General features: G+C 69.7%; 15 protein-coding genes. 3 read left to right on the plus strand and 12 right to left on the minus strand.

The window, feature by feature from the left end:
* Window positions 1-505 (minus strand): hypothetical protein (locus tag KXR53_RS00005; protein WP_437372159.1); only part of this gene is annotated, 505 nt, incomplete at its 3' end.
* Window positions 506-738: 233 nt separating this feature from the next.
* On the opposite strand from KXR53_RS00005, the gene KXR53_RS00010 reads away from it, so the two are divergent.
* On the plus strand, window positions 739-2,361 hold the full coding sequence (locus KXR53_RS00010) for a calcium-binding protein (RefSeq protein WP_437372161.1): 1,623 nt from the start codon (window positions 739-741) through the stop codon (window positions 2,359-2,361).
* Between the two features lie 93 nt (window positions 2,362-2,454).
* Here the strand turns inward: KXR53_RS00010 and KXR53_RS00015 are convergent, their stop codons facing one another.
* The 9 genes from KXR53_RS00015 to KXR53_RS00055 form a co-directional block, all read right to left on the minus strand.
* Window positions 2,455-3,234, minus strand: coding sequence for a sulfite exporter TauE/SafE family protein (locus KXR53_RS00015; RefSeq protein WP_437372163.1), 780 nt, complete (start codon window positions 3,232-3,234; stop codon window positions 2,455-2,457).
* 190 nt (window positions 3,235-3,424) lie between these two features.
* Window positions 3,425-4,993, minus strand: a complete 1,569-nt coding sequence (locus KXR53_RS00020) for a S41 family peptidase (RefSeq protein ID WP_437372165.1) — start codon at window positions 4,991-4,993, stop codon at window positions 3,425-3,427.
* 155 nt (window positions 4,994-5,148) lie between these two features.
* The gene (rnr, locus tag KXR53_RS00025) at window positions 5,149-7,449 is read right to left on the minus strand and encodes a ribonuclease R (protein ID WP_437372167.1); all 2,301 of its coding nucleotides are present in this window, start codon (window positions 7,447-7,449) and stop codon (window positions 5,149-5,151) included.
* A gap of 316 nt (window positions 7,450-7,765) precedes the next feature.
* On the minus strand, window positions 7,766-10,393 hold the full coding sequence (gene topA, locus KXR53_RS00030) for a type I DNA topoisomerase (RefSeq protein WP_437372169.1): 2,628 nt from the start codon (window positions 10,391-10,393) through the stop codon (window positions 7,766-7,768).
* Window positions 10,394-10,467: 74 nt separating this feature from the next.
* Window positions 10,468-11,604, minus strand: a complete 1,137-nt coding sequence (gene dprA / locus KXR53_RS00035; protein WP_437372171.1) for a DNA-processing protein DprA — start codon at window positions 11,602-11,604, stop codon at window positions 10,468-10,470.
* A 69-nt stretch (window positions 11,605-11,673) separates the two neighbouring features.
* Complete coding sequence (locus tag KXR53_RS00040; RefSeq protein WP_437372173.1) at window positions 11,674-13,095, minus strand: tryptophanase; 1,422 nt, start codon at window positions 13,093-13,095, stop codon at window positions 11,674-11,676.
* 99 nt (window positions 13,096-13,194) lie between these two features.
* Window positions 13,195-13,845 (minus strand): glycerol-3-phosphate 1-O-acyltransferase PlsY, encoded by a 651-nt coding sequence (gene plsY / locus KXR53_RS00045; RefSeq protein WP_437372175.1) that lies wholly within the window; start codon window positions 13,843-13,845, stop codon window positions 13,195-13,197.
* A 69-nt stretch (window positions 13,846-13,914) separates the two neighbouring features.
* Window positions 13,915-15,153, minus strand: a complete 1,239-nt coding sequence (locus KXR53_RS00050) for an MFS transporter (RefSeq protein WP_437372177.1) — start codon at window positions 15,151-15,153, stop codon at window positions 13,915-13,917.
* 74 nt (window positions 15,154-15,227) lie between these two features.
* Entirely contained in the window at window positions 15,228-15,413 is a 186-nt protein-coding gene (locus tag KXR53_RS00055; protein WP_437372179.1) for a DUF6726 family protein, read from the minus strand.
* A gap of 236 nt (window positions 15,414-15,649) precedes the next feature.
* Between KXR53_RS00055 and KXR53_RS00060 the strand changes: the two genes are divergently transcribed.
* Window positions 15,650-15,958, plus strand: a complete 309-nt coding sequence (locus KXR53_RS00060; RefSeq protein ID WP_437372180.1) for a hypothetical protein — start codon at window positions 15,650-15,652, stop codon at window positions 15,956-15,958.
* Window positions 15,959-16,039: 81 nt separating this feature from the next.
* Here the strand turns inward: KXR53_RS00060 and KXR53_RS00065 are convergent, their stop codons facing one another.
* Both KXR53_RS00065 and KXR53_RS00070 read right to left on the minus strand, forming a co-directional pair.
* Window positions 16,040-16,567: a hypothetical protein gene (locus KXR53_RS00065; RefSeq protein ID WP_437372182.1), complete on the minus strand. Its 528-nt coding sequence runs from the start codon at window positions 16,565-16,567 to the stop codon at window positions 16,040-16,042.
* Window positions 16,568-16,676: 109 nt separating this feature from the next.
* Window positions 16,677-17,885 carry a CaiB/BaiF CoA transferase family protein gene (locus tag KXR53_RS00070; RefSeq protein WP_437372183.1) on the minus strand — a complete coding sequence of 403 codons (1,209 nt, stop codon included), beginning with the start codon at window positions 17,883-17,885 and terminating at the stop codon, window positions 16,677-16,679.
* A gap of 182 nt (window positions 17,886-18,067) precedes the next feature.
* Here KXR53_RS00070 and KXR53_RS00075 point away from each other — a divergent pair, with 182 nt between their 5' ends.
* The gene (locus KXR53_RS00075) at window positions 18,068-19,666 is read left to right on the plus strand and encodes a peptide ABC transporter substrate-binding protein (protein ID WP_437372185.1); all 1,599 of its coding nucleotides are present in this window, start codon (window positions 18,068-18,070) and stop codon (window positions 19,664-19,666) included.
* The last annotated feature ends 110 nt before the right edge of the window (window positions 19,667-19,776 follow it).

Raw genomic sequence — 19,776 nt, forward strand, 5'->3', positions numbered from 1 at the left:
CCATCACCGCGCCGACCGGCCGGTCCTCGACCCGGGCCGCCTCGTCCTCGTAGAGGTGCTCGATCCGCTCCGCGAGCTCGTCGGACAGGGCCTCGGCGCGGCCGAAATCCTCGACCTCGTCCCAGATCATGCATTTCAGGACCTGCTCGACCTCGTCGCGGTGGCGGTCGCGGCGGGCCGGGCGGCCGGCCTCGCGCGCGGCGGTGCGGGCGCGATCGTCGGCGCAGAGGTCCTTGGCAGCGCGGGCGCGCTGGGCCAGGGTCTGGCGCACCAGATGGGCGTAGCGGGCGAAGTCCAGGCCGGGATCGTCGGTCCGGGCCGGCTGAGCCTCGGTCTCGTCCGCCTTGGGTTCCGCCTGTGCGGCCTGGGCGGCAAGCGCACGAGCGCCGGCGCCTTCGGCCAGCTGCATGCCGATCTCGGACAGGCGCGTGAGCATCTCCACCTGCTGCAGCGCGAGGCCGCGGCAGTACGCCTGAATGTCGAGATCGGGTGGCAGCTCTGTCATAGAACATATCATGAACAACAATCGCCGGTTAACGCAATGAACATTGCGTTAACCGGCCCGGAGCGAGCCTGCTGCCTGGATCGCCGCGCCTCTGCGAGATCGCGATGACACTGGAGTCGGCGACCAAGTGGCCGAGCGAATCGAGAGGTTCTCGATACGTGCGAAGGGGCCAGGAATTCCCCCAGAAGACCCTGAAGTCGCAAAATTGGAGGATCCATCGAAAGTGTCAGTAGGTGTCCGGATGGAAGTATTTCGTCAGCGCCATTCAAAGGGGTACCTATAGTTGCCCGAATCAAGTTGATTGCAAAGGAATTGTCATGGCTGATTACATATTTCACGTCGATGGCGCCGAGCGCGGCACAGTCGACGAGAATGGGACGGCTTTCGTCTACGATCTCAACAACTTCGATACGACTGATAAAGTAACGGGATTGCCAATTTTTCCTCAGACTTGCACCCTCGCCTTCGAGATCGCCGGCGACATCGACCTCCATCTCACCGGCTATGCCGGCATCGTCGGCTTCGAGAGGGTTACAGCCCAATCCGCAACCGGCGACGTCCATCTGACCATCGGCGATTTCGGCATACGCAATAACCTCGTGTTCTTCGCCGAATCCCTCACCAATGGCGCCGTCGTGCTCGACGCCCGCGCTGCCGGCGGCACGTTCCTGGACGCCCGATCGGACGGGAGCAATGTGCTGCTCGGAGGGGGCTTTAATGATACCCTGTCGGGAGGGGCCGGCGCCGACTATTTCGACGGCGGCGAAGGCATCGACACGCTGGACTTCAGCGACTCGTCGGCGGGGGTGAAGGTCGACCTCCTGCGCCACATCGGCTTCGGCGGCGACGCCCGGGGTGACAGTTACTTCAGCGTCGAAAGTGTCAAGGGCTCGAACTTCGCCGACCGGTTGATCGGCGGTCACCCGGATGGCTACCTCGATGGATCCGGCGGCAATGACATTTTGCTGGCGAGCGGGGGCAGCGTGTGGGGCGGGTCCGGCGATGACATCCTGATCGTCAGCAGCGCAACCACCAGATGCTTTGGCGGCGCCGGGATCGATCTCGTGAGCTTCGATATCGACCCCGATGGCGCCGCCATCGATCTCCTCGACAGCGAGGACCGGTTCGGCGAAATCGAGAATGTGTCCGGCAGCGAAAGCAACGACTACTTTTACGGTGACGCCGCCGCCAATGTCCTCGAGGGCGCCGGCGGCGACGATGAACTCAGCGGCCGGGACGGCAGCGATGTGCTCCGCGGCGGGGCGGGTGCGGACATACTGAACGGCGGCAGCGGCGATGGCACCGACACCGTCAGCTACTATCTCAGTTCCGTCGGCGTCACCGTCGACCTTGCGACCGGCACCGGTCATGGCGGCGACGCCGAGGGCGATACCCTGACAGGCTTCGAGATCCTGTCCGGCAGCCAGGGCAATGATTTCCTCACAGGCAACGCCTTCGCCAACACCTTGCAAGGCTGGAACGGCAACGACGTGCTCGAGGGCGGCATCGGCAAGGATGTGCTGACCGGTGGCGCCGGGACGGACCGCTTCGTCTTCACGAGGATCAGCGACAGCCTCTACGGAGCCAATGCCGACCGGATCACCGATTTCATCCACGCCCAGGGCGACAAGATCGACCTGTCGGCGATCGACGCCGACACCGGGACCGCAGGCGACCAGGCCTTCACCTTCATCGGCACCGGGCTCTACACCCATCAGGCCGGCGAGCTGCGCTTCGCCTTCACCAGCCCGACCACCACGACCATCGCCGGCGACATCAACGGCGACGGCGTCTCCGACTTCCACATCCAGATCACCGGCGCCATCGGTCTCGTCGCCAGCGACCTCGTGCTGTAGCGTCGCAGCAATCGCACGCCCCCACGAAGCCCTGAACCCGAGGAAGGCGGCGGCCCCGGGAGGTCGTCGCCGACTTCATGTGGCGTAGCCAGATCAGGGTGCGATCCCAAGAATCTGGGCGAGCTGGTAGGCGGCGAGCGCCAGAATCACGATCCCGACGGCCCAGGTCATCGGCTTGGCCGGCACGCGCTTGACGATCAGCCCGGCGAACGGAGCGGCCACCAGGCCACCGGCGATAAGGCCCGCGACAGACACCGCACGCTGCCGAAGGTCGCCCGCTTCCTCCCAGCGACCCGAAAGCAGGGCGACCGCGAATGCGGCCGAGATGGTGCAGGTGACGATGAATTCCGAGGCCCCCACGGTACCGATCGCCTTTCTCGGCTCGACGCCCGCGCCGACCATGGTGGAGGAGACGATCGGGCCCCAGCCGCCGCCGCCAAGCGCGTCGAGGAAGCCGCCCGCCGTTCCGATCGGCACGGCCCAGGCAGGGCGCAGGTGACGGGGCCGGATCTCGCGGATCGCCCGCATCAGGATGTAAAGCCCGACGATGGCGAGGTAGGCCGCCACGAACGGCTTGACGACCTCGCCGGGGATGCCGGTCAGCACCGTCACGCCCAGTATGGCCCCGACCACCCCGGACGCGGCCAAAGGGACGAACAGGCGCCAATTCACGTTCTTGTGGGCCATGTGAGAGGTGGCGGTGGCCGCGGCCGTGAAGACCTCGGCCGCATGGATGCTGGCTGACGCCGTCGCGGGCGGTATGCCGAAGGCCATCAGCACCGAGGAGGAGATGACGCCGTAGGCCATCCCCATCGCCCCGTCGATGACTTGCGCCACGAAGCCTACGAACAGGAAGAGGGCGAAGGTTTCCATCTACAGGCCTGCTGATGTCCGTCGGGTGAACGGCCCCGCATCGCTTGAGTTCCAATGCTTCCGATCCGGCCCGGCCGATTGCCCGCTCGATGGCGACAGCGGCACCCCTCTGCCACCGGCCTCGAGCTGCCGTCAGCTGCCCCGCCTTGGGGATCGCCGTATGGATGGGCGGCGGATGTCCCAGCAGGCGCTATTGCGCGTGGACGGCGACGGCGCCGCCGTGTTCCTGGACGCCCAGCGCCTGGGCGTAGAGGGCCGGGTCGCTGAGCAGGCCGACCGCCACCTGGACGTCGAGATCGGCGTCGTGCACTTGCCAGGGGCAGGCGGCGCGCACGCGGCGCAGCGCCGCGTCGTCGTCCGGCGCCCGGAACCGCTCCGCCGCCACATCGGCCAAGCTGGGAAGCTGCCCGGCGCGGAAGGCCTGCAGCACCGCCTTGGCGTCGGCGCCGTTGCCGCTGGTGCAGACGGTCGGCAGGATGCCCTGGCGGTGCCAGGTGTAGCCGGAGGGCGCGTAAATCCGGCTCCAGGTCAGGAACAGCTCGCCGTCATTCGGCAGCCGGGTCACGGTCTGCACGCTGCCCTTGCCGAAAGAGGTTGAGCCGACCAGGATCGCCCGGTCGGAATCCTGCAGCGCCGCGGCCGTGATCTCCGCCGCCGAGGCGGAATGGCCGTCGACCAGCACGGCCAGCGGCAGGTGGCCGGCGATGTTGCCGGCATGGGCGGAGAAGCTCTGGTCGCTGTCCGGGTTGCGGCCGCGGGTCGAGACGATCTGGCCGCGGTCCATGAACATGTCGGCCAGCGCCACCGACTGGTCGAGCAGCCCGCCGGGATTGCCGCGCAGGTCGAGGATGATGCCGCGGGCCCGGCCGTTGAGGCCATGTAGCAGGCCGGTCACGGCGTTGCGCACGGCCTCGGCGCTGGTCTTGTTGTAGCGCAGCAGCTTGATCACGACGACATTGTCGCGCACCTCGCTGCGCACCATGTTCTCGATCACCTTCTCGCGGGTCATGGTCGCGGTGCGGCTGCGGCCCTGGGGCTCGCGCACGGTCAAGGCGACCTTGGTGTCGGCGGGCCCGCGCATCAGGTCGGCGATCTCGTCGACCTTGGCGTCCTCCACCGACACGCCGTCGACGGCGAGAATCATCGACCCCTTCAACAGGTTGGCGCGCGCCGCCGGCGTGTCCGGGAACACGTCGCCGATCACCGGCCGGCCCTTCTCGTCCTGGCTGAGCGCGATGCCGACGCCAGTGTAGCCGTCGCGCTGGGCGCGGTCGTCGCGGGCGCGGTCCGGGTTGACGTAGCGGGAATACGGGTCGAGATCGTTCAGCAGCGCGTCATAGACCGCCTGATAGGCGGCCTCGTTCCCGGCGGTGGCGACCTTCGGCGAGGCCAGCGAGGCGGCGTCGAGCGCAGACGCGACGGTCGTGCCCCAATCGTAGGAGGCGTCCGGCTCGGGCGAATCGAGATCGGCGATCACGTGGCCGGCGCGGATCAGCTGCACCCGGCCGCCGTCGCGGCGGGCGCTGATCTCATCGTCGAGCTTGGACAGGCCGTTCAGCCCGTCCAGCGCCAGCTTCCCGAAATTCTCCTGGACCAGATAGACTTCCTGGATGCGGTCGAAGCCGACGGTGAATACCGACGGGTCGGCGAAATGGCCGGCCTCGCGGATCTGCGCCTCGGCCTGTGCGGGCGCCGGTGAGTCCGGGGCGGAGGAAAGGCAGCCCGAAAGCACCAGCAGCGCTGCAACAATCGCCGCCAACCGCTTCTGACAAAACACTTAATGGAACTCCGGCCCGGATCTTTTCATCCGGCACTCTAGGCCAGGTACTTGACAGGAAAAAGGCATTATTGCAGCGCAGCAGGGCTGCGTTCGACGCCGAAGGGATGTCGCCATAAACTGGTATGCATTCGGCTCTAGCGCCGATGCGGTCCGCGCCGCGGCCCGGGCCGGCGGCCGGATCTCGGGCGGTCGCGGCGGCCGGGCCCGGGCAGGGGCGGCAGGCCCTGGACATCGGCGCCCTGGGCGGCGTCGACCAGGGCGAAGACGGTGCTGCCGGTCAGCGGATCGGCCTCGGTGACCCGCACCCGCACCCGCGCGCCCAGCCGGAACACCCGGTTCCAGCGCCGGCCGACCAGGGCGTGCGCCGCCTCGTCATGGTCGTAATAGTCATCGGGCAGGGTCGAGATCGGCACGAGGCCGTCGGCCCCCGACTCGTCGAGCTCGACGAACAGGCCGAACTTGGCGACGCCGGCGATCCGGCCGGGCATGATCGCGCCGATGCGGTCGGACAGCCAGCTGGCCAGGTAGCGGTCGACCGCGTCGCGCTCGGCCTGCGCCGCGCGGCGCTCGGTGACCGAGATGTGCCCGCCGATCTCCTCCAGCCGCGACAGCTCTTCCTCGGTCGCGCCGTCCCCGCCGAGGCCGAGCAGCCGGATCAGCCCGCGATGCACGGTCAGGTCGGCGTAGCGGCGGATCGGCGAGGTGAAATGGGCGTAGCGCGGCAAGGCAAGGCCGAAATGGCCGATGTTCTCGGGGCTGTACACCGCCTGCGCCTGGGCCCGCAGCACCATCTCGTGCACCAGATGCGATTCCGGCCGGCCCTCGGCCCGCGCCAGGATCTGGCCGAACACCCGCGGCCGCATCACCTGGCCGAGCGACAGGGAGTAGCCGAGCGGGGCCAGGAACTCCTTCAGCGCCTCGACCCGGGCGCGGTCGGGCTGGTCGTGCACCCGGTACAGCCCCGGCATGCCCTTGTCGCTCAGCGTCTCCGCCGCGGCGACATTGGCGGCGATCATGAACTCCTCGATCAGCCGGTGGCTATCCAGCCGCGGCCGGATGCCGATCGAGGCGACACGGCCGTCAGCGCCCAGTGAGACCTTACGCTCCGGCAGGTCCAGCTCCAGCGTGCCGCGCTTCTCGCGCGCCGCCAGCAGCGCCTCGAAGGCGCCGTAGAGCGGGGCGATCACCGGCTCCAGCAGCGGCCCGGTGATCTCGTCCGGCTGGCCGTTGCGGGCGGCCTGCACCTGCTCATAGGTCAGCCGGGCGGCGGAGCGCATCAGGCCGCGGCGGAAGCGGTGGCGCTTCAGCCGGCCCTGCGCGTCGATCCACAGATCGGCGGCCAGGCAGGCGCGGTCCTCGGAGGGCCTGAGCGAGCACAGACCGTTCGACAGCGCCTCCGGCAGCATCGGCACGACGCGGTCGGGGAAGTAGCAGGAATTGCCGCGCTCGAAGGCGTCGCGGTCGAGCGGCGACCCCGGCGGCACGTAATGGGCGACGTCGGCGATGGCGACGATCAGATGCCAGCCGCCGGGATGGTCCGGGTCGGGCTCGGCCCAGACCGCGTCGTCGAAGTCGCGGGCGTCGGCGCCGTCGATGGTGACCAGCGGCAGCTGGCGCAGGTCGATCCGGCCGTCCAGGCCAGCCGGCTGTGCGGCCTCGGCCTGAGCCAGGGCCTTGGGCCGGAACTCGGTCGGGATGCCTGCGGCGTGGATCGCGATCAGGCTGATCGAGCGTGGGTCCTCGGCGTCGCCATAGCGGGCGGTGACCACGGTGCGGCGCGGCCCGAGGCGGTCGGAGGCCTCGACCAGCGCTTCCACCAGCTCGCCGTCCTTGGCGCCGCCGGTGTCGCCCTCGCGCACCGGCCAGGTGTCGCGGGCGCGCTTGTCGGCCGGCAGGATGCGGGCCTGGCCGTCGCGGCCGCGGCGGAACACGCCGACGACGCGGAGGTCGGCCTGGGCCTCCAGCCGCCGCATGGTCCGGCCGGTCCAGCTGCCGTCCTCGTTCTGCTGCAGCCGCGCCAGCACCCGGTCGCCGACCGCCAGCGCGCCGCGGCCGCGGCCCTCGGCCGCCATGACGATGCGCGGCGGCGGCTCCTCCTCGTCCCAGCGCACCGGCTGGGCCAGGGCCTCGCCCTCGGGATCGATGGCGACGATGCGCAGCACGGCGACGCCCGGCAGCGCCGCCCCGGGCACCCGCATGCGGCGGCCGCGGCGCTTCTCCAGCAGGCCGTCCTCGGCCATGTCCTGCAGCAGCTCCTTCAGCCGCACCCGATCGTCGCCGGTGATGTGGAAGGCGCGGGCGATCTCGCGCTTGCCGACCATGTCCTCGCGCGAACGCAGGAAATCGAGGATCTGCTCGCGCGTCGGGAAGGGCTTCTCCGCCTTCCGGCCCTTGGCTGCGGGGGCTTTGCCCTTCCGGGTCGGCGGGCGGGTCATGGCGCAGGGGGCGGAGCGGAGGCCGCGATCGGATCGGCAGGTGAGATCTTTTCAAGCTGCCAATCCCTCACCGTCATTGCGAGGAGGCGAAGCCGACGAAGCAATCCAGGGGCCAGCGCGTGGGGCCCCTGGATTGCTTCGCTGCGCTCGCAATGACGATGTAGGGGATTCTGGGGAGGCCTTTCCCGTGAGAGGCAATCGGACTGCGGCGGGGAATGCCGACCGAGCAAGCCGAGAGAACCCCCTCCCCCTACCCCGCTCCCGCAAGGGGAGGGGGGACTCAGGTTGGCATGGGAGAGGGGGGATTCGGGTGCGTTCACTCGGCCGCCTTGCCCCTGCGTGCGGTTTTCTTGGCCGGGGCCTTCTTCGCGGCCGATTTCGCCGGCGACCGGCCGCGGCCGCCCTTGGCCGGAGACTTCGCCGCCTTGACGGCCAGCCAGCCGACCGCCTGGTCGACCGTCACCGCCTCCGGCTCCACGCCCTTGGGCAGCGAGGCCATGACCTTGCCGTGGCGGACATAGGGGCCGTAGCGGCCGGCGAAGATCCTGATCGGCTCGCCGCCCTCGGGATGCGGCCCGACCTCGCGCAGAGGCTCGGCGCTGGCGCGCGCCGCCCGGCCGTTGTCCGCGGCCAGCAGGTCGACGGCGCGGTTCATGCCGATCTTCAGCACATCCTCGTCCGGCGGCAGGTTCTTGTAGCGCTCGCCATGCTTCAGATAGGGGCCGAAGCGGCCGATGCCGGCGACGATCGGCTCGCCCGTGTCCGGGTGCCGGCCGATCTCGCGCGGCAGCGACAAGAGGGCCAGCGCCTCCTCCAGCGTCATCGCCATCGGATCCTGCGACTTGGTCAGCGAGGCGCGCTTCGGCTTCGCGCCCTTCTCGGCCTCATCCTTCGGGCCGAGCTGGGCGTAGATGCCGTAGGGGCCCTTGCGGATCGACACCGGCAGGCCGGTCTCCGGATCCTCGCCCAGATGCCGCGGGAAGGCCTGCTCCTCGCCGCCATTCTCCTCCGCCGGAGCGCCGAGCGGCCGGGTGTAGCGGCATTCCGGATAGTTCGAGCAGCCGACGAAGGCACCGGTGCGGCCCAGCTTGAGGCCGAGCCGGCCCTTGGCGCAGGACGGGCACAGCCGCGGATCGGTGCCGTCGCCCTTGGGCGGGAACAGATGGTCCGACAGCGCCACGTCCAGCGCCGCGATCACGTCGCCGATCTTGAGCTCCTTGGTCTCCTCCACCGCGGCGTGGAAGGCGGCCCAGAAGTCGCGCAGCACCTGCTTCCAGTCGAGCCGGCCGCCGGAGATGTCGTCGAGCTGCTCCTCCAGCTTGGCGGTGAAGTCGTACTCGACGTAGCGGCGGAAGAAGTTCTCGAGGAAGGCGGTGACGATGCGGCCGCGATCCTCCGGGATGAAGCGCTTCTTCTCCAGCCGGACATATTCGCGGTCCTGCAGCACCTGCAGGATCGAGGCGTAGGTGGAGGGACGGCCGATGCCCAGCTCCTCCATCCGCTTCACCAGGCTGGCCTCGGTGTAGCGCGGCGGCGGCTGGGTGAAGTGCTGCTCCGGCACGGTCTTGCGGCGGTCGACCGCGTCGCCCTTGGCCATCGCCGGCAGGCGGCGCTGGCCCTCGTCCTCCTCGCCGGACGGGTCGTCGCGATCCTCCTGATAGACCTTGAGGAAGCCGTCGAAGCGGACGACCGTGCCGACGGCGCGGAACACCGCGGTCTGCCGGGCGTCGGCGACGTCGACGATGGCCTGGTCCAGCACCGCCGATTCCATCTGGCAGGCCATGGTGCGCTTCCAGACCAGCTCGTAGAGCCGCAGCTCCTCGCGCGACAGGAAGCGGGCCACCTCCTCCGGCCGCCGGCGCAGGTCGGTCGGGCGGATCGCCTCATGCGCCTCCTGCGCGTTCTTGGCGGTCGACTTGTAGACCCGCGGCTGGCCCGGGACGTAGGTGGGGCCGTACAGGCTGCCGATCGCCTGGCGGGCCTGGGCGATGGCCTCGCCGGCCAGGGTCAGGCCGTCGGTCCGCATATAGGTGATCAGGCCGACGGTCTCGCCGCCGAGATCGACGCCCTCGTACAGGCGCTGGGCCGTGCGCATGGTCTGGGTCGCGCTCATGCCCAGCTTGCGCGACGCCTCCTGCTGCAGGGTCGAGGTGGTGAAGGGCGGCGCGGGATGGCGCCGCACCTGCTTGGTCTCGACCGAGACGACGGCGAAGGCCAGCGGGTCGATCGTGGCCACCGCGGCCCGCGCCGAGGCCTCGTCCGGCAGGTCGAACTTGTCGAGCTTGCGGCCGTTGAGATGGGTCAGCCGGGCGGTGAACTCCTCACCCTTCGGGGTGCGGAAGACCGCCTCGATGCTCCAGAACTCGCGCGGCCGGAATCGCTCGATCTCCAGCTCGCGCTCGCAGATCAGGCGCAGCGCCACCGACTGGACGCGACCGGCGGAGCGCGACCCCGGCAGCTTGCGCCACAGCACGGGCGACAGGGTGAAGCCGACCAGGTAGTCCAGCGCCCGGCGAGCCAGATAGGCCTCGATCAGCTCGCGGTCGAGGTCGCGCGGATGGGCGATGGCCTCGAGGATGGCTGATTTGGTGATCTCGTTGAAGGTGACCCGGCGGATGTCCAGGTCCTTCAACCCGCGGCGGTCGCGCAGCAGCTCCTTGACGTGCCAGGAGATCGCCTCGCCCTCGCGGTCCGGGTCGGTGGCCAGCAGCACGCGGGCGGCGTCCTTGGCGGCGCGGGCGATCTCGTCCATGCGGGACTTGCCGCGGTCGGCCAGCTCCCAGTCCATGGCGAAATCTTCCTCGGGCCGCACCGAGCCGTCCTTGGCCGGCAGGTCGCGGACATGGCCGAAGCTCGCCAGCACCGTGAAGTCCCGGCCGAGATATTTGTTGATCGTCTTGGCCTTTGCGGGCGATTCGACGATCACGAGGGTCTGGTCTGCCAAAGCGCCACACTCGTTACGACATCGGCGCCGCCGGGGGGCGGCGCCAGGAATAAAGACCCACCGCGGGCGGCGGGTCAGAGCAGGCTGATCCGGTTGCCGGGCTGGCGCTCGATCCGGCCGGCGAGTTCGAGCTCCAGCAGCACGGTCAGCACCACCGGCGGAGACAATTGGCAATCGCGCAACAGTTCGTCAACCGCCGTCGGCGTCGGCGACAGCCGCTCCAGCACCTGGGCCATCACCCGGGCGCGGTCGGGCTCGGCCTCGCCGGGGCCCGCCGCCGCCTCGCCCTGAAGCGGGCGTGGGGCGGCGCGGACCGGCTCACGCAGAGCGGCGGAGACCTGCGGCGCCAGCGCCTCGATCACATGCTCGGCCGATTCGACCAGGGTGGCGCCGCCGCGGATCAGCCGGTTGCAGCCCTGGGCCCGGGGGTCGAGCGGCGACCCCGGCACCGCCAGCACCTGCCGTCCCTGCTCGGCGGCCATGCGGGCGGTGATCAGCGAGCCGGAGCGCAGCGCGGCCTCGATCACCACGACGCCGAGCGACAGGCCGGAGATCAGCCGGTTGCGGCGCGGGAAATGGCGCGCGGTCGGCTGAGTGCCGAGGGCGCTTTCCGCGACCAAGAGGCCGGATTCGGCGAGGCGGTCGTAGAGCCCGGCATTCTCCGGCGGGTAGATGATGTCGAGGCCGCCAGCCAGCACCGCCACCGTACCGGTGGCGAAGGCGCCCTCATGCGCCGCGGTGTCGATGCCGCGGGCGAAGCCGGAGACCACGGTGAAGCCTGCCTCGCCGAGCTGCCGCGCCATGTCGTGGGCGAGGCGGCGGCCGTTCAGCGAGGCGTTGCGCGCCCCGACCATGCCGACCATCGGCCGGGCGGCGAGATCGCCGCGGCCGAGCAACGAGAGCACCGGCGGCGCGTCCTCGATCGCCGCCAGGGTCTCGGGATAGTCGGGCTCGCAGGCGGCGACGATGCGGCCGCCGATCCGCGCCAGCGCCTCCAGCTCGCGCCGCGCTTCGGCGGCGGGGGGCGGCTTCAGCTCGACCCTGCGGCCGCCGCGGCGCGACAGCTCCGGCAGCGCCTCGATCGCGGCGCCGGCGGAGCCGTAGCGGGCGATCAGGTCGTGGAAGGTCATAGGGCCGACGGCGTCGGTCCGGGCCAGGCGAAGCCAGTCCAACCGTTCGGCTTCGCTCAAGGGGCGCCGGGGCGTCGTCATGGGTCCAGCTTCGGGGCAGGGCGGCGGCCGGGTCAACCGGGATCTGGAGGGGCGAGGCAAGGCGGCGGCTCAGGCAGCCTCCGCCTCCGGCGCCGCGACCTCCTGCAGCCGCGCCAGGAAGTGCCGCAGCACCGGCGGCTCATAGGCGAATTCCAGCCCGCGGAGATGGCGGGCGTGCCCGGCCACGGCGATCAGGCAGTCGGCGATGTAGTCCATATGGTCGTTGGTGTAGACGCGGCGGGGAACCGCAAGCCGCATCAGCTCCATGGGCGACGGCTTCTGGCGGCCCGTCTCGGGATCTCGGCCGAGCAGCAGCGAGCCGATTTCGACGGCCCGGATCCCGCCTTCGAGATAGAGCGCATTCGTCACCGCCTGCGCCGGAAACTGCGACGGCGGGATCTGCGGCACCAGCTTGCTGGCATCGACGAACACGGCGTGGCCGCCGACCGGCGTCTGGATCGGGATGCCGCCGCGCCGCAGGCGGTCGCCGAGATAGGCCACCTGGGCCATGCGATAGGACAGGAAGGTCTCGTCGATGCCCTCGCGCAGCCCGATCGCCAGCGCCTCCATGTCGCGCCCGGCGAGGCCGCCATAGGTGACGAAGCCCTCGAAGGGCACGCAGCGGATGCGCACGGCGTCGAACAGCGCCTCGTCCTCCCGGACGCAGCAGAAGCCGCCGATGTTCACCAGCCCGTCCTTCTTGGCGGACATGGTCATGGCGTCGCCGTAACCGAACATCTCGCGGACGATCTCGGCGATGCTCGTCGCCGCATAGCCCGGCTCGCGCTGCCGGATGAACCAGGCGTTCTCGGCGAAGCGGGCGGCGTCGATCACGACCGGGATGCCGTGGCGCCGGGCGATCGCGTGGACGGCGCGCAGATTGGCCATCGACACGGGCTGGCCGCCGGTGCTGTTGCAGGTCACCGTGGCGATGATGGCGGCGACGTTCGCCGGGCCGTGCTCGGCGATGGCGGCCTCCAGCCGGTCGAGGTCGAAATCGCCCTTCCAGCCGTAGTCGGAGCCGGTGTCGAAGGCCTTCTCGGTGACGACGTTGACGGCGCGCGCGCCGCTCAGCTCGACATGCGCGGCCGTGGTGTCGAAATGGTAGTTCGAGATGAAGACGGGCTGCCGGCCTCCGCCCGCGTCCCGCTTCCGCTGCACCAGGCACGGGAACAGGATGTGCTCGGCGCCCCGGCCCTGATGCGTCGGCACGCAGAAGGGATAGCCGAAGAGATCCCGGACGGTGTCAGCCAAGTGAAAGAAGCTGCGGCTGCCGGCATAGGATTCGTCGCCGGTGATCAGCCCGGCCCATTGCCGGTGGCTCATCGCCCCGGTCCCGGAATCGGTGAGGAGGTCGATATAGACGTCCTCGCCCTTCAGCAGGAACGGGTTGTTGCCCGCCGCGGCGAGGGCGGCCTGCCGCTCCTCGGCCGTGATCGCCCGGATCGGCTCGACCATCTTGATTCGGAAAGGTTCCGGGATGCGCCGCATGGTCCGTCCTTGATTTCGTCGAATCGCGTCCGGCGCATACAAGGGTAAAAAGTCTGATCTAATCAATCACATCGGATTGAAATCTTGGGGCGCGGTCCGTCAGCCCGCCGCCGGCGTCTTCTTCTGGCCGATCTTCGGCTCCTCGCCGCGCAGCAGCCGGCGGATGTTGCCGTCGTGGCGGATGAACACCAGCACGGCGATGAACAGGGCCAGGGCGGCGCGCGGCAGGTCGGCCCAGGCCGTGCCGAAGACCGGCACGCCGGACAGGGCCCAGGCCAGGACCGGCGCCGCGGCGGTCGCGGTCAGCGATGCCAGCGACGAGTAGCGGAACAGGAAGGCCGTCACGAGCCAGACCAGGCAGCACAGCAGGCCGACCGGCCACATGATGGCCAGCAGCGTGCCCAGCGCCGTGGCCACGCCCTTGCCGCCCTTGAAGCCGAGCCAGACCGGGAAGAGGTGGCCCAGCATGGCGCCGCCGCCGGCCAGCACCGCCAGCAGCGGATCGAACAGGCCGGCGACCAGCACCGCGATCGCGCCCTTGCCGCCGTCCAGCAGCAGCGTCGCCAGGGCCAGGCCCTTGTGGCCGGTGCGCAGCACGTTAGTGGCGCCGATGTTGCCGGAGCCGATGGTGCGGATGTCGCCCAGCCCCGCGGCGCGGGTCAGCACCAGGCCGAAGGGGATCGAGCCAAGCAGATAGCCCAGCACCGCCGCGGCGACGAGCGCCCAAACCGAGGAGGCATCGAATGACATGAGCGAATCCGTTCCTGCGCCGCGACCATCATGGCGATTTTCCCGGCCGGGGAAACGGCGATCTCGACGTCAGGCGGCGTGGTCCAGTTGCCGGATCCGGCGCAGCTGCGGGAACCAGGCCGCCCACAGCGCGGCCACGGCCATGGTGCCGAGGCCGCCGACCACCACCGCCGGCACCACCCCGATCAGCGCCGCCGAGAGGCCGGCGCGGAACTCGCCGACCTCGTTCGAGGCGCCGACGAACACCACGTTCACGGCGTTGACCCGGCCGCGCAGCGAATCCGGCGTCCACAGCTGGATCAGGATCTCGCGGACATAGACGCTGACCATGTCGAAGGCGCCCATCAGGATCAGCGCCACGATCGACAGCCAGGGCAGGGTGGAGATGCCGAAGACGCAGGTGAACAGGCCGAAGCCGGCGACGCAGACGAACATGATCAGCCCGGCCCGGTCCTCGATCGGCCTTCGGGCCAGCCAGATCGCCACCACCAGCGCGCCGATGCCGGGGCCGGCCCGCAGCAGGCCGAGGCCCCAGGGCCCGACATCGAGGATGTCGCGGGCATAGGCCGGCAGCAGCGCGGTGGCACCGCCCAGCAGCACGGCGAACAGGTCGAGCGAGATCGCGCCCAGCACCACCTTCTCGCCCCAGATGTAGCGGAAGCCGGCACCCAGGCTGTCCCAGCTTGCCGGCTCCGGCACCGTCTTCTGCGCCGGCTTCGGAATCAGCGCCACCAGCACGACCGAGGCCGCCATCAGCACCGCGGCCGAGGCATAGGGCACCTCCGGCGCCAGGCCGTAGAGCAGGCCGCCGATCACCGGGCCGGTGATGGTGCCGATCTGCCAGGAGGAGGAGTTCCAGGCGATCGCCGTCGACAGATCCGCGGCCGGCACCAGATTGGGCAGCAGCGACTGCGCCGCCGGGTTGAGGAAGGCGCGGGCGACGCCGAGGGCGGCCAGGACAACGAAGATCGGCCAGACCCGGTGGTCGCCGCCGATGGTCAGCGCCAGCAGCGCCAGGGTGCACAGGATCTCGCCGCCGATGCAGACCGCCATGATCACGCGCCGGTTGAAGCGGTCGGCGGCGGCGCCGGTGACCAGCACCAGCAGGAGCGACGGCAGGAACTGCACCAGCCCGACCAGACCCAGGTCGAGCGGGTCGCGGGTCAGGTCGTAGACCTGCCAGCCGACGGCGACGCTGACGAACTGCACCGCGAAGGTCGCGATCAGCTTGGCGGTCCAGTAGCAGGCGAAGCCGCGGTGGCGGAAGACGCTTCCGGATGCGGCAGGGGGAGGCTCGTCGGCGGTCATCGGCGGCGCTGCAGGCAGGGGCGCCGACCATACAGGGTCATGATCGCCGGCGGAAGCCGGCTGCCGACCCGCCGTCAGTCGATGGCGTCGCCGGTCGCGTCGAACGGTGCTGCGACCGGATGGCCGACCACTGGCACGGCCTTCGCCACCGCGCCGGTGACGCGGAACGGCGCCGCGACGACGCCGCAGCCGGCCAGCAGGGCCGCCGCGAGACAGACGACCAGCAAAGCCGCCGCGGGGTTGGGGCGATGATGCGCCATTCCTCGTTCCTCCATGCCAACCATCTTGGGGCGGACCGACCCCCCGTCAACATGCCATCTCACGGCACGTGGGAGATGTGCTCCGGTTCGCCTGCGGACGATAAGGACACGACGGTCGGCCTGTCGACCGCGCCGGCGTCGCAGGATCGTGGTCAGACAGTCTTCAGCCTCGGCTGAAAGTTTACGAAGAGTTTAGGTGGATTACCTGGAATTAAGCTGCTCCCGGACCCCGATTCATGGCCTTCTTTGGCCGTGCGGCACTGTCGGATGTGCCGTTTCGACACGGCTCCCGGGAGCGCTTGATTATGCGGAAACTTATCCTCGCCGGCATCATGACGTTGGCCCTGCCCGCCGCCGCCTTCGCCCAGAGCGCGGGCCCGACGGATGCGGCGGCGCCGGCGGCCACCACGCAGCACAAGGTGACCCATCACAAGGCGGCGCATCATCGTGCGGCCCATCGCACGACCAAGCATGCCAAGCACGCCCGGACCCACCGGAAGACCAGCTCGACGGCGTCCCCGACGTCGTCCACGCCCGTGAACTGATCGCTTCTCTCCCCCTTCCAGCGATCGTTCATGTAGACCCCGGCGTCGGGCCTCGGCGCCGGGGTTCTTTTTGGTCTCTTGTCAGCGGCTGGCCGAGACGCTCTGGGCCAGCAGCTGGTTGCGCACCTCGACATGCGGATAGCCGGTCACGGTGGCGGTGCGCCCGATGCTGGTGGGCTGGCCCGCCGGCACCACGACGGTCCAGGCCTCGGTCGGGGTCTGCAGGCGGAACGAGGTGACGCCGCCCTGGTGCGTGACGCCGTCGACGTGGCCGGTCACGGTGATCGGGGTGTTGGTGGCGTATTCGCGCGGATCGGCCGGCGCCGGCCCGCTCGGCATCGCCGTCACCGGCGGGTGGCGCGGCTGCACGCCGACATCCGACGTATACGGATGTACCACCCGGGTGTTCGGGTCGACCGGATAGGCCGTCGTCGACTCCGGCACCGGCCGGGCCGGCGCCGGGGCGACGACCGTCGGGGCGGGTGCGGGGGCAGGCGCGACGACCGTCGGCTGCGGCGGCGCCACGATTGTGGTCTGGGCCAGGGCCGGCGATCCGATCAGCAACGCACCCAGGGTGGCGGCGGAGGCCGCATGGACTGCTGTGACCATGTCTGTTCTCCATCCTCTCGGCGCCAGGGCACGACGAACCCTTGGCGCAACGCGACCCGATCATGGGCGCGCGCGCCTCGCCGGCGCATGACGCCAGGCTCAGTTCCCCTTAATAACGCCCGGAGGCCGGTTCCGGTTCGCCGAGCCAGTCGCGCAGCACCTCTTCGCCGTCGGCGCCGCACACCGGCGGGGCGTGGCGATAGCTGACCGGCGTCTCCGATAGCTTGATCGGGCTGCCGATCAGGGCGACCGGTTCCGGCGCCAAGGGATGCGGCATCTCGATCCGCATCCCCCGGGCCGCGACCTGCGGGTCGGCGAAGACCTGGTCGATGGTGTTGATCGGGCCGCAGGGCACCTGCCGCGCCTCCAGCGCCTCCAGCCAGAAGCCGCGCGGCTTCTCGGCGATCAGCCCGGCGACGATCGGCACCAGCACCTCGCGGTTCCGCACCCGCGCCTGGTTGGTGGCGAAGCGCGGATCGGCCGCCAGATCCGGCCGGCCGGCGACGTCGCAGAACTTGGCGAATTGCGAATCGTTGCCGACCGCCAGGATCAGGTACTCGTCCGCCGCCCGGAACGCCTGATAGGGCACGATGGTCGGGTGGCCGTTGCCGGTGCGCGGCGTCGGCACGCCCGAGGTCAGGTAGTACTGGCCGGCATTGGACAGCCAGGCCACCTGGGTGTCGAGCAGCGCCATGTCGACCAGCTGGCCCCGCCCGGTGCGGCGGCGGTGGTCGAGCGCCGCGAGGATGCCGATCGTGGCGTAGGTGCCGGTCATCAGGTCGGCGATGGCGACGCCGACCTTCATCGGCTCGCCGTCGACAGGTCCGGTCAGGCTCATGATCCCGCCCATGGCCTGGATCAGGTAGTCGTAGCCGGCACGCGGGGCATAGGGGCCGGTCTGGCCGAAGCCGGTGATCGAGCAATAGATCAGCGCCGGGAACTCGTCCTTCAGGTCGTCATAGCCGAGGCCGTAGCGCGCGAGGTCGCCGAGCTTGTAGTTCTCGACCAGCACATCGGCCCTGGCCACCAGCCGGCGCAGCAGGGCGCGGCCCTCCTCGTGCGTGAAGTCGATGGCGATCGAGCGCTTGTTGCGGTTGGCGCTGAGGTAATAGGCGCTCTCGGACGTGTCGTTGCCCTCGGCGTCCTTGAGGAAGGGCGGGCCCCATTTGCGGGTGTCGTCGCCGACGCCGGGGCGCTCCACCTTGACCACGTCGGCGCCGAGATCGCCCAGGATCTGGGTGGCGCTGGGGCCGGCCAGCACGCGGGTCAGGTCGAGCACCTTGAGGCCGGCCAGGGCGCCGGCGGAGCTGTCGTTCATTCTCTTGAACCTTCCTCCTCGGGACGTCCTGGTTAGCCCAGGCGCGGCGGGCCCGCAATCGGCCCGGCCCGGATGGATCATGACCCCAGGTTAAGACCTTCCTCCTTTTTGGCAGGGGCGCGCCGGTGGTATAGGCCATAGCCTTGGCCCCCGAAGAAGGCCAGCACAACAGGGAGATTACGATGCAAGGCTTCTCCAGGGTTCTCGCCCGCGGATTGCTGGCGGCAGCGCTGCTCGGCGGGATGTCGCAGGCGGCCTCGGCCGAGATGGTGCTGAATGTCGGCAACGGGCCGGAGCCGGAGACGCTCGACATCCAGAAATCCTCGGGCGTCAGCGAGGCGAACATCCAGAACGACCTGTTCGAGGGCCTGCTGACCAACGACGCCAAATCGCAGCCGGTCCCCGGCGCGGCGGAAAGCTGGACCGTCTCCGACGACGGCAGGACCTACACCTTCAAGCTGCGCGCCGACGGCAAGTGGTCGGACGGCACGCCGGTGACGGCCGGCGACTTCGTCTTCGCCTGGAAGCGGCTCCTGGACCCGAAGACGGCCAGCCCCTACGGCTATTTCATCGACCAGGTGGTCAATGCCAAGGAGATCCGCCTGGGCCAGAAGCCGGCGGACACGCTCGGGGTCAAGGCGATCGACGACCGCACGCTCGAGGTCACGCTGGTCGGGCCGACGCCCTATTTCCTGTCGACCCTGACGCACCATGCGACCTTCCCGCTCAGCCGCGCCAATGTCGAGAAGTTCGGCGACGACTACGTCAAGCCGGGCAACCTGGTGTCGAACGGCGCCTACAGGCTGGCCGAGGCGGTGCCGCAGTCGCATGTGAAGCTGGTCAAGAACCCCGAGTTCCACGACGCCGCCAATGTCAAGATCGACACCGTCAACTATTTCACGACCGAGGACATCGACGCCGAGCTGCAGCGCTTCAAGGCGGGCGAGCTGGACTACACCTACACCATCCCGGGGCAGCAGATCCCGGAGCTGAAGCAGACCATGCCGGACCAGGTGCGGATCGCGCCCTATATCGGCACCTACTACTACACCATCAACACGACCCACGAGCCCTGGAAGAGCCATCCGGAGCTGCGCCGGGCGCTGTCGCTCGCCATCGACCGGGACGTGCTGGTCAGCAAGATCACCCAGGGCGGTGAGCTGCCGGCCTATACCTTCGTGCCGCCGGGGATGAGCAATTTCGCCGCCTGGACGCCGAAGGAGGCGAAGGCGACCCAGGCCGAGCGCGACGCCGAGGCGAAGGAGCTGTTCGCCAAGGCCGGCTACGGCCCGGGCAAGCCGCTGCAGGTGGAGATCGCCTACAACACCTCGGAGAACCACAAGAAGATCGCCGTCGCCATCGGTGCCATGTGGAAGCAGAAGCTCGGGATCGAGACGACGCTGACCAACCTCGAATGGGGCACGATGCAGAACGGGCTGCGGAAGAAGGAGTACAAGGACGTCGGCCGCACCTCCTGGATCGGCGATTTCGACGACCCCAGCAACTTCCTCGACCTGTTCCGCAGCACCAGCGGCGAGCAGAACTACCCGGCCTATGCCAACCCGGACTACGACAAGCTGATGGACGCCGCTGCCGCCGAGGCCGACCTGGCCAAGCGCGGCGAGATCCTGGCCCAGGCCGAGCAGACCTTCCTGGCCGACCAGCCGATCATCCCGATCTATGTCTATACCAGCAAGCGGATGCTCTCGAGCAAGGTGAAGGGCTGGCAGGACAACGTCCTCGACAATCATCTCAGCCGCTGGCTCTCGGTGGAGCGGTAGACCGCGGCGCCATGACCGTGGACGCGGCCCCGTCTCCGGCCCGGAGGCGGGGCCGCTCCTTGCCGTACCAGCGGCCCGCCGTATTGGCCGTCATTGCGAGCCCCGAAGGG

It is taken from the genome of Inquilinus limosus, from assembly GCF_051487185.1.
Classification (GTDB): domain Bacteria; phylum Pseudomonadota; class Alphaproteobacteria; order DSM-16000; family Inquilinaceae; genus Inquilinus; species Inquilinus limosus_F.